We start from the raw sequence: 10577 nt of genomic DNA, 5'->3' as shown, positions 1-10577 counted from the left end.
CCGCCGGCCATGCCGGCGCCGTGCGCGTCAGACGCCGGCCAACCCCGCGAAAAACCGCGATGCGTTGGATTCCAACCCTTCGATATAGTAGCCGCCTTCCTGCACGATCAGGGTCGGCAGACGCAGGCTGCCGACGTCGCGGCCCAGCCGTTCGAAGCCGTCTTCCGTCACGCTGACCATGGCTTGCGGATCTTTTTCGAAGATGTCGAAGCCCAGCGACAACACCAGCGCGTCCGGCTGGAACAACTCGATCGCGCGGCGCGCCTGCGCCAACCGGTCGAAGAACACCGATTCCGGCGACCCGTGCGGCATCGGCAGGTTGATGTTGTAGCCGTAGCCCTCGCCTGCCCCGCGTTCGTCCTCGAATCCCGCCACCACCGGGTAGAAGTTCTCGGGGTCGCCGTGGATGGACACGTACAGCACGTCGCTGCGTTCGTAGAAGATCTCCTGGATGCCTTGGCCGTGATGCATGTCGGTGTCCAGAATTGCTACGCGCTGGAATTTCGACCGTAGGCGCTGGGCTGCGATGGCGGCGTTGTTCAGATAGCAGAACCCGCCCGCGGCGTCACGGCGCGCGTGGTGGCCGGGCGGACGGCAGATCGCGTAGGCGTGGCGGTCGCCCGCCAGCACGGCTTCGGCGCCAGCGACCGCGCACTGCGCCGACCAATAGGCCGACTGCCAGGTCTGCGGGCCGACCGGGCAGCTGCCGTCGGCCAGGTAGCGCCCGGCCTTGGCCAGCACGCCGCGCAGGGCATTGGGTTCGCGCACGAATACGTTGGAGACGACTTCATCGCCCCAATCTCCCGGCAGTTTCATCCAGTCTTCGTGCGCGCCTTGCAGGAACCGCAGGTAGTCCAGGGAATGCACGGCCGACAAGGCGCCCGCCCCGTGGTCGGCGGGCGACTGCACGTCGAACCCCAGCTTCCGCGCCGCCTGCACCAGGCCATCCAGCCGCGCCGGCACTTCCTGGGGCGTACGCATCTTGCCGCGCGAAAAATAGGTCTGCGGATGGTGCAGCTTCTGGTCGTCGTGGAAAAATGCCTTCATGCTTGCTGATCCTTCAGTTGGAATTGTTCGGTGCGCTGGCCGATATTGCCCAGCAGCAGGACGGAAACCAGGGAAAGCAACGATATCGCCGAAAACAGCAACGCCAGCGGCCACCATTGGCCTTTGAAATTCTCAGCCAGCACCGTGCCCAGCAAGGGCGTCAAACCGCCGAAGATGGCGCCCGACAACTGGTAGGCCATCGAAATGCCGGTGTAGCGGATGCGGGTCGGAAAGCTGTCGCTGACATAACCCGCGATCACCGCGTAGTAGGCGCCCATGAAGAATACCGCCACGCCGACGCCCAGCGTAATACTGGTAAGCGAGCCCTGGTCCACCAGGTTGAACATGGCGTAGGGCGTGAAGATCGACGCGAACGCCATCGCGCCCAGGAACCGCAGGTTGCCGACGCGGCTGGCGACGTAGGCGGCCAGCGGCGTAATGAAGAATTGCATGATCGACACGACCAGCAGGCAATCCAGGATCACCGCCCGGTTCAGGCCCACATACTGCGTGGTGTACGCGATCATGAACGTGTTCGTGAAGTAGAAGCCCGCAATGCCCAGCACGTTGGCACCGACCGCCAGCATCAGCAATCGGGGCGCGCCGCGCAGCACTTGCGCAAGCGGGGCCTGGACGGGCGTGGCGTGCCTGCTGGACGAAGCGGCTTTCGCGCGGTCGGCCTGCACCTGTTTTTCGGCCAGGAAATCCGGCGATTCATTGACGCTCAGCCGGATCACGAAACCCACGACCAGCAACACTGCCGAAAACAGAAATGGCACGCGCCAGCCCCAGGTCAGGAACGCGTCGTCGTCCAGGCCCGTCACCAGCTTGAACATCAGCATCGACAGGATCAACCCTGCGGGGCTGCCCAGTTGCGCGAAGGACGCGAAGAAGGTGCGCTTGCTCTTGTCCGGCGAATGCTCGCCGGCCATCAACACCGCCCCGCCCCATTCGCCACCCACCGCGATCCCCTGCACGATGCGCAGCAGGATCAGCAGGACCGGCGCCCAGAAGCCGATGGAAGCATACGTCGGCAAGAGGCCGATCAGCACCGTCACGGTGCCCATCATCACCAGCGTGATCACCAGCGATTTCTTGCGCCCGATCTTGTCGCCGATATGGCCGAAGATCGCGCCGCCCAGCGGGCGGGCGAAGAAGCCCACGGCGAACGTGCCCAGCGCAGCCAGGGTCCCGTAGAAGCCCGTGGCCGACGGGAAGAAGAGCTTGCCGAACACCAGCGCCGCAGCGGTGGCGTAGATGTAGAAGTCGTACCACTCGATCATGGTGCCGACAAAAGCGGCGGTCGACGCGCGCACCGGCTGGTGCCCCGTCGCAGGTTTTCCCCTCATGTTTATCTCTCTTAAGGTAGGTTGAGGTCTATCAGCCAGCTGTTATAGCCCTGGCCCCACCATAAGAAAAATTCTTATTTCTTATCCGCCGAATTACTTTGGCTAATGAGTAAAAACCCTTATTTTCAACCGCTTGCGTGCTGCCCCGCCACGAAAGCGCATCTAGCCCGCCGCCCCGCTGACCCGCTGCAACCACGCCGGCCGAGGCGCGGCGTCGAGCCAGTTCTTCACGATCAGTCCCAGTTCGGTATCGCCTGAAATCCGCAGTCGGCGTTGAAAGAACAAGGTGTCCGCGTCGGTCTCCGCCCGCATCAGGCTGACCAGGTCACCCAGCTTGGCGCCCAGTTCCAATTCGCACGGCGCGCGGTCCCAAGCCGGCCGGAACGCGCCGGCGCGCACCACGAACGCGCTGCGCAGGCCCAGGTCTTCGATGGTGATCGCAAAGCTGCGGCCGTCCAGTTCCGGCGGCGGTTGCAGCCATTTGAACCGGCGCGCCAGTTCCAGCCCCGCGACGAAATGCAGGGACACGAACGGCGCGGGCATGCGCCGGCCCAGTCGCGCGAACCACGCGGGGGGATCCACTTGCACAGTGGCGTTCATGCGGAGGCCTCCAGCAATTCGATGCCCGACCGGCCGTAGTAGTAGCCATTGCAGCGGCCGATGCCCACCGGTGGCGAAACCGCCTTGGGTTCGACGCCGTGGCGCGTCGCATCCAGTGCCGCCACCGCGTCCAGCGTGCCGGCCGACTGCGGGCTGACGCGCAGGACGTCGACGCCCATGCGGGCAAGTTCGGGCGCCTGCGCCAGCAAGTCCAGGCATGCGGCGGATTGCACCTGGATGCCATTGATGCTCAGGAAGTCGTGCGACTCGCGGGTGCGCATGTCCAGGCCGTCGGGGTGTTCGATGCAGCGGAAGCCGCAATCGTCCTTCTTCAGGCGGAAGTGGCGGGCCGTGAAGCAACGCGCCGAAAAGGCCAGCGCCATGCGGCCCCACACCATCACTTCGGCCGCCATGTCGGCCGGTCGCTCGTGCAGCAGGCGCGCCAGCGTGCTGCCGTCCATCTCCAGCGGCGCCACGAAGCGCACCGCGCCCTGGCTGGCCAGCCATTGCAGCGTGCCGCCGTGATAGGCGTTGACGTGCGGACCGGCCACGAAGGCGCGGCCCGACAGGTGACGCACGGCGCCCAGCTCGCCGGCCTCGACCATGAAGTCGTCCTGGCCGCACAGTTTCTTCAGCGCGTGCGCCTCGGCCCCGGTTTCGATCAGGGTACGGCCCGACAGCACGACCGTCTTGCCCGCTGCCCGCAGGTCGCGGGCAAGGTCCAGCCAGTCTTCGGCGCGCAGCTCGTGGCGGCGGCTACAGACCGTCTCGCCGACATAGAGGATGTCGGCCGGGCTGTCGGCAAGATCGGCGTAGAAGTCCAGCGTGCGCTGGCGCGGCCAGTAGTACGGCAACGGGCCGACGGATATCTGGAATGCGTTCGGTTTCATTTCCATGGACGTTCAAATGCGCCTTGGGTGACTTGGGATCCTTCCGCATGGCGCGCCAGCAAGGCATTCCATTCCGGCCGCGGGGAAAAACGCGCGGCGTCCGCGTGCACGCTGTCCAGCGCCGCGCGCAAGGTGGACACCACTTGCGTCACGTAGGCCGGACTGCGCTGGCGGCCTTCGATCTTGATGGCGGACACGCCCATTTCGGCCAGGCGCGGCAACAGGCCGATCGCGTTCAGGCTGGTGGGTTCTTCCAGCGCGTGGTCGGCCTGCCCGTCGACCTCAAAGCGGCCTTTGCACAATGTCGGGTAGGCCGCCGGCTCGCCGGGTTCGTAGCGGTCGATGAGAATGCCGGACAGGCGCGCGTCCATCCGGCCGTTCTCCTCGACCCAGCGCACGGCGTGCGCGGGCGAACAGACGCCTTTGTTGTTGGGGGAATCGCCTGTGGCGTAGGACGACAACAGGCAGCGGCCTTCCGCCATGACGCACAGGCTGCCGAAACCGAAGACTTCCACTTCCACGCTGACGTTGGCGCAGATGCGCGCGACTTCGGCCAGCGTCAGCACGCGCGGCAGCACCACACGCCGGATGCCGAATTGTTCCTTCATCAATTCAATGGCGTCGGCATGCGTGGCCGAGCCTTGCACGGACAGGTGCAGGCGCAGATCGGGATAGCGGTCGCTGGCGTAGGCCAGCAGGCCGGGATCCGCCATGATGACCGCGTCGGCGCCCAATTCATGGGCGGCGTCCACCGCGTCGCGCCATTCCTGCGTGCGGCCCGCCTGCACGAACGTATTGATGGCGAACAGCACCTGACGCCCGTTGCGGTGCGCCAGGTCGACGCCTGCCCGGATGTCGCTCTCGGTGAAGTTGAGCCCGGCGAAGTTACGGGCGTTGGTGGCGTTCTTGAGCCCGAGATAGACGGTGTCGGCGCCCGCCTCGATGGCGGCTATCAGGGCGGCAAGACTGCCGGCGGGGGCCACGAGCTCGATGGGAGAGGTTCGAGTTTGCATGCCGGCCAGTCTAGGGTCCGGCCGCCATCCCGGCCTTGTCGAAGATCAAACCGGGCCGCGCCCGCGTACGGAAAAACGCAGCGCTATTCCTCGGAATGCAGCCCGTGCTCCACGGCATACACGGCGACCTGCACGCGGCTGGTCAGGTTCAGCTTTTTCAGCACGTTCTGCACATGGATCTTGACGGTGCTTTCGCTCACGTCGAGTTCGCGCGCAATGACCTTGTTGCTGGCGCCGCGCGCCAGGCATTGGACGATCTGCGTTTCTCGCGCCGTCAGGCGATGGCGCTCCGCGCCGCCAGGAGCCTGCGCCGCCAGCGTGGCCTGCCCGCGGAACTGGTCGACCAGCTTGGCGGTCATGCTTTCGGCGATGACCGATTCGCCAGCGGCGGCGCGGCGGATGGCGGAGGTCAGCACGTCGGCGTCGATGTTCTTAACCAGATAGCCGCGCGCGCCGTCGCGCAGCGCCTGGCCCAGCTCGTCGGCCTCTTCCGAGACCGTCAGGATGATGACGGCGCAGGACGGCAGGTCCTGCGTCAGCAATTGCAGCGTTTCCAGGCCGGACAGGCCCGGCAGGTTCAGGTCCAGCAGCACCACGTCGGGCTTGAGCTCCTTGGCGCGCTTGATGCCTTCGACGCCGTCGCCCGCCTCGGCCACCACCTCGAAATCGGGTTGGCGTTGCAGCAGCAGGCGCACGCCCGAGCGGAACAGCGTGTGGTCATCGACAAGCAGGATACGGATAGGCATGTTTGGAACGTGTCAGGCGGCCTGGCGCTCGCTGCCAGGCAAAGTCAGCGCGACGCGCGTGCCGGCGCCGGGCTGGGATTCAAGTTTTATCACGGCGCGCATGCGTGCGGCGCGCTCTTGCATGATGTGCAGGCCGACGTGGGATTCGCCGCGCGCAGCCACTTCGGCCGCGTCGTAACCTTGCCCGTTGTCGCGGATCAAGAGCAAGAAGTCGCGTTCGTTGCTGACCGACACCTGGACCCGGCTGGCCTCGGAGTGCTTGCGCACATTGGACAGCGCCTCTTGCAGGATGAACAGCACTTGCAGCTGCTGCTCGGGCGGCAGCGGTCCGCCCTCGTCACGGCCGAAACGCAGGTCGGTCTCGATGCCGGTCTGCCGGCGGAAGCGGTCCACCGTGGATTCGATGGCGGCCTGCAAGTCTCCCTGCCCCAGCTTGCTGCGGAAGTTGGTCAGCAGTTCGCGCACGTCCTGATAGCTTTCGTCCACGCCGGTGCGCAGCAGCGGCAGGATCTCGGTGATTTCTTCCTGGTCGCCTCGCTTGACCGCCGCGTCCAGCATCTGCAATTGCAGGTTCAGGAAATTCAGGCCCTGCGCCAGGCTGTCGTGCAAGCCCTGCGCGACCAGCCCCCGTTCCTGGACCACCGCCAGTTGCCGGGCCTGGGCGCTTAGCCGCCGGTTGTCCAGCGCCACGCCCAGGTGCTGGCCCAGCGTTTCCAGCAACTGGGAGTCAGACGGCGTCAGGCGCCGCTGCTGGCGGAAATGCAGCGAATACGATCCCAGGACTTCGTCGCGGGTCACGATGCGGAACACCGCCACGCTGGCGAAGCCGTCGCGCTGGCAGTTCAGGTCCAGTTCGGGCGGCGCATGGCGGAAATCCTGGATGACGATGACGCCGGCCTGCCGCGTGGCCACGCCGCAATAGCAGTCGTCGACCTTCATGCAGTGTTCGGATTCCACAAGTTCGTCCGACAGACCCACCGACACCACGAGGTTCAGTTTTTCGTTGGTGGGATCCAGCGCGCGGATGCTGCCGCCTTCGGCGTCGAACTGCAGCATGACGCGGCGCAGGAAGCCGTCGCACATGGCCTCGATCTCGTTCGGCTGGTTCAGGAAGGCGGCCATGTCATACAGGGCGCCGATGTCGCGGTTCTGCGCGGCCAGCTGCGCGGTCTTGTGTTCCACCCGCTGTTCCAGGCTGGTGTACAGGTCTTGCAGTTCGTCCGCCATGCGGTTGTAGCCGCGGGCCAGCAGGCCGAATTCGTCCTGGCTTTCCACCGGCAGCCGCGTGCTGAATTCGCGCTCGGCCATGCGCCTCAAGCCATCGCGCAAACGCAGCACCGGCGCGATGATCCACAGATACAGCAGATAGATCATCGCCAGCGTGCCTGCGCTGGCGATCGCCGCCAGGATGCCTTGCGACAAGCGCAGCGACGTCGTCTTGCCGGCGTTGTCCTGTTCGATCATTCCCACCAGCGTGTCGGCGCGGGCGACGAATTCAGGCAGCGTCTGCAGGTAGACCGCCGCGTCGGGTTGCGCCAAGGCGCGCAGCGCGGCCGGCTTCATGACGTCTTGCCAATAGCTGGCCACATCGTGCCATTGCGCGCGGATCGCCTCATTGCTGGGGATGAAGAGCGGCCGGGCCGGGTTGCCCCGCGCCAAGCGCGCGATGGTCTCGTCCAGCACCGCGATCTGCTCTTGGGTGCGGACTTCGCGGCCGGCTTGCGGGCGCATCAATTCAACCGCCACACGGTTGGCGCGCATGCGCAGGCTGCCCGTGTCGTTGATGGCGGCGCCCGCGCCTTCCAGCTGCCAGGACAGCCAGAGCGTCCAGCTGATCATGGACAGCACCACCACCAGCGCCACCAGTGAACTGGCGATGATGCGCGTGGACAGGCGATGCCGGGGGGAAGGCAGGCCATCAAGTCCGGCGATGGGCGAGGAAGACGTCATGACGATGGGTACGGGCGGCGCGATGCGGTGGATAGTGTAGTCGCCTTCAGTCCAGGCCTAGCGCGCCGCACAGGAAGTCCACTACCCGTGTCGGGTCGTTCAACGGCAGGCACGGCAAGCCGGCATCCAGCGGCGCATCGGTCACGACCGCCAGGAAACTACCGTCTTCGGCGTGCAGCGGCGGTTTGCCCAGGGCGGGCCGGTAGACCTCGATGCGCGGAATTTCCGCCTGCTTGAAGCCTTCGACCAGCACCAGATCGGCCGGCGACAGGCGGGCCAGCTGGTCCGCCAGCGTCGGCTCGGGTGCATCGCGCAGTTCGTGCACGATGGCGTAGCGGTACGGCGAGGCCACCATCACTTCCTGCGCGCCGGCCAGACGGAAGCGCGCGCTGTCCTTGCCCGGCGGCTCCATCTGGAAGTCGTGATGGCTGTGCTTGATGACGTTCACGCGCAGGCCCCGCGCCGCCAGCAAGGGCAGCATCGCTTCGATCAGCGTGGTTTTACCGCTGCCGGACCGGCCGGCGATACCGAAAACTGGGCTCATGCATGCTCCGTAAACAAGGGACAGACCATGGGCAGAAATGCGTCCGCCCGCGGCGAGTATGCCAGCAATGCCCCCGCTACCAGGTCGAAGTACCAGCCATGCAGCGTCAGGTCGCCCGCCTGGACGGCGCGGCGCACGAAAGGCAGCTCTTCCAGGTTGCGCAGCGAGATCAGGATGGACGCCTGCTCGCAGGCGCGGCGGCGTTCGGCGTCGCTGGCCTGCGGCATCTGCCGCAGCACGCGGTGGCGGGCCGGCTCGGCGATATCCATCCAGCGCTCCAGGTAATCGGTCTCGCCGTCGCTGCGGGTGCGCCGCTCCATCAACGCCCGGATGCCGCCGCAATGCGCGTGCCCCAGCACGATGACGCGGCTGACCTGCAATTGCTCGACGGCGAACTGTATGGCGGCCAGCACGCCCTGCAGCCCCCGGTCGGCGCTGGCGGGCGGCACCAGGTTGGCGACGTTGCGCACGGCGAAGATGTCGCCGGGGTCGCAGCCCAGCATCATGGCGGGGTCCACGCGGGAATCGCAGCAGCCGATCAGCAAGGTGCTGGGGTGCTGCCCGTCGCGCAAGTTGCGGTATAGCGCGGGCGCCTGTTCGTAGTACTGCTGCTGAAAGCGCTGGAAGCCGTCGATGAAGCGTTCGATATCCCCCATGTCAGCCCCCCGTCTGCGCCATGAACCGCACGATGCGCTCGGGGCGGCCCACGAAATCGTGGCGCGCCGGCTTGGCGGCGATGCCCGCCCGGATCGCCCGCACCAACTCGGCGTCGCTGGCCCCGCCGCGCAGCAGCCGGCCCAGCGGCACCTGGGCTTCCTGCCCCAGGCACAGGTAGAGGGTGCCGTCCACCCCCAGCCGTACCCGGTTGCAGGTGGCGCAGAAATGGCGGGACATGGGCGTGATCACGCCCAATACCGGCGCGCCCTCGCCCGCCGTCCAATAGCGCGCGGGGCCCGCGCCTGAACCGGCCAGCGCCGGCACCAGCCCCGCGTCGGCCGCCAGGCGCGCGCCCAGCGCGTTCAGGTCGGTATGCGTGAAGCCGCGGCCGCATTCGCCCATCGGCATGGGTTCGATCAGGCGCAGCACGAACCCATGCCCGACCGCATAGTCCAGCAAGCGCCGCACATCGGCCTCGGGCGTGGCGGCGTGCACCACGCTATTCAACTTGATGGGGGAAAAGCCCGCCTGCCGGGCGGCCGCCAAGCCCGCCAGCACGGAATCCAGGCAATCCCGTCCGGTGATCTGGCTGAACGCGGCGGCGTCCAGGGTATCCAGGCTGATGTTCAACCGGGTGACGCCTGCGGCGTGCAACGCACTAGCGTGGCGGACCAGCTGCGTGCCGTTGGTGGACACGGACAGGTCGGTCAGCCCGGGCATCGCGGCGATATCGCGGGCCAGGCCCGCCACGCCCCGGCGCAGCAGCGGTTCGCCGCCCGTCAATCGGACCTTGCTGACGCCCAGGCTCGCGAACAGACCCACCAGCCTGGCCATTTCGTCATGGCGCAACCAGTTGGCCGGGGTTTCAAAGCCTTTGAAGTCTTTCGGCAGGCAATAGCTGCACCGCAGGTCGCAACGGTCGGTGACGGAAACGCGCAGGTAGTCGATCCGGCGTCCGAACCCGTCGGTCAAGGGTCCCGCAGCTGGCTCGTCCCTCATGGGGCGCTCCCGCCGTAGACGCGGTCGGACTCGCCGCCGGCCGCAAGGTCGATCCCCTGGACGTCGGCGCGCTCGACCAGCAGCGTGGTGTACTGCCGCCAGGCCGTGTCGCGGCTCATGGCGGTCAGCGCCATGGCGATCTGCTGCGCCACATGCTCGTACGGCAGCAGCCGGCCTTCGATGCGGCGCGTCACCCGCACGATGTGCAGGCCGTGGCGGGTCTGCAGCAGCTGCGGCAGCACCCCGCCCGAAGGCAGCGCGAAGACGGCGCGCTCGAACTCCGGCACGGTGTCGCCCCGGCCCAGCTGGCCCAGGTTGCCGCCCACCGTCGCCGACGGGCAGTTGGACTGTTCGCGCGCCACGTCGGAAAAGCGCGAGGGATCGGCCAGCAGCTCTTGCAGCACCACGTTGCCGTGGGCGCGCAGCATGTCCAGATTCACGCTGGGTGTGACCTGGAACAGGATATGGTCGGCCTCGACCAGTTCCCCGACCATGAAGCGTTGCGGATGCATCTGGTAGAAGCGGCGGCAGGCGGCGTCGTCGGCCTCGGGCGCCGGCGCCTGCGCGGCGAGCAAGGCGCTGATGGCGCCCTCCTCGTCCTCGGCGGCCAGCCCGAGGCGGGCGGCTTCGTCCAGCAGCACCCGGCGCAAGACCAGCGCGGTGATCGCGTGGCGCATCGGGTTGCTGGCGTCCGCGTGCAGCGGCAGTTCACGTTCCAGATCGGCGTCGTTCAATTCGACGCCATTGACGATGACAGGCATGTTCGGCTCCTGGGTGCGTGT

At 66.9% G+C, this 10577-nt stretch carries 11 protein-coding genes; all 11 read right to left on the bottom strand.

The window, feature by feature from the left end:
• Nucleotides 1-27 precede the first annotated feature (27 nt).
• Complete coding sequence (locus tag A9973_RS02450; RefSeq protein ID WP_183012172.1) at nt 28-1047, bottom strand: histone deacetylase family protein; 1020 nt, start codon at nt 1045-1047, stop codon at nt 28-30.
• Nucleotides 1044-2396, bottom strand: a complete 1353-nt coding sequence (locus tag A9973_RS02445; RefSeq protein WP_183012171.1) for an MFS transporter — start codon at nt 2394-2396, stop codon at nt 1044-1046. The genes A9973_RS02450 and A9973_RS02445 overlap by 4 nt, the downstream gene beginning before the upstream one ends.
• 162 nt (nt 2397-2558) lie before the next feature.
• Nucleotides 2559-2996: an SCP2 domain-containing protein gene (locus A9973_RS02440; RefSeq protein ID WP_183012170.1), complete on the bottom strand. Its 438-nt coding sequence runs from the start codon at nt 2994-2996 to the stop codon at nt 2559-2561.
• Complete coding sequence (locus tag A9973_RS02435; protein WP_183012287.1) at nt 2993-3886, bottom strand: U32 family peptidase; 894 nt, start codon at nt 3884-3886, stop codon at nt 2993-2995. Before A9973_RS02435 ends, A9973_RS02440 begins: the two co-directional genes overlap by 4 nt.
• Complete coding sequence (locus A9973_RS02430; protein ID WP_183012169.1) at nt 3883-4899, bottom strand: peptidase U32 family protein; 1017 nt, start codon at nt 4897-4899, stop codon at nt 3883-3885. The genes A9973_RS02435 and A9973_RS02430 overlap by 4 nt, the downstream gene beginning before the upstream one ends.
• Before the next feature lie 83 nt (nt 4900-4982).
• Nucleotides 4983-5645, bottom strand: coding sequence for a response regulator transcription factor (locus A9973_RS02425; RefSeq protein WP_183012168.1), 663 nt, complete (start codon nt 5643-5645; stop codon nt 4983-4985).
• A 12-nt stretch (nt 5646-5657) separates the two neighbouring features.
• Nucleotides 5658-7595 carry a type IV pili methyl-accepting chemotaxis transducer N-terminal domain-containing protein gene (locus tag A9973_RS02420; protein ID WP_183012167.1) on the bottom strand — a complete coding sequence of 646 codons (1938 nt, stop codon included), beginning with the start codon at nt 7593-7595 and terminating at the stop codon, nt 5658-5660.
• A 46-nt stretch (nt 7596-7641) separates the two neighbouring features.
• A complete protein-coding gene (gene mobB, locus A9973_RS02415) occupies nt 7642-8139 on the bottom strand; it encodes a molybdopterin-guanine dinucleotide biosynthesis protein B (RefSeq protein ID WP_183012166.1) in 498 nt (165 codons plus the stop codon).
• Nucleotides 8136-8795: a carbonic anhydrase gene (locus tag A9973_RS02410; RefSeq protein WP_183012165.1), complete on the bottom strand. Its 660-nt coding sequence runs from the start codon at nt 8793-8795 to the stop codon at nt 8136-8138. The genes mobB and A9973_RS02410 overlap by 4 nt, the downstream gene beginning before the upstream one ends.
• Nucleotide 8796: 1 nt before the next feature.
• Nucleotides 8797-9795 (bottom strand): GTP 3',8-cyclase MoaA, encoded by a 999-nt coding sequence (gene moaA / locus A9973_RS02405; protein WP_183012164.1) that lies wholly within the window; start codon nt 9793-9795, stop codon nt 8797-8799.
• A complete protein-coding gene (locus A9973_RS02400) occupies nt 9792-10556 on the bottom strand; it encodes a peptidylprolyl isomerase (RefSeq protein ID WP_183012163.1) in 765 nt (254 codons plus the stop codon). Before A9973_RS02400 ends, moaA begins: the two co-directional genes overlap by 4 nt.
• Nucleotides 10557-10577 lie beyond the last annotated feature (21 nt).

The sequence above is a fragment of the Achromobacter sp. UMC46 genome (genome assembly GCF_014170335.1).
Taxonomy (GTDB): domain Bacteria; phylum Pseudomonadota; class Gammaproteobacteria; order Burkholderiales; family Burkholderiaceae_B; genus Achromobacter.
The sequence above is the reverse complement of the archived record's forward strand: the minus strand, read 5'-3'. Positions and strand labels throughout refer to the sequence as shown.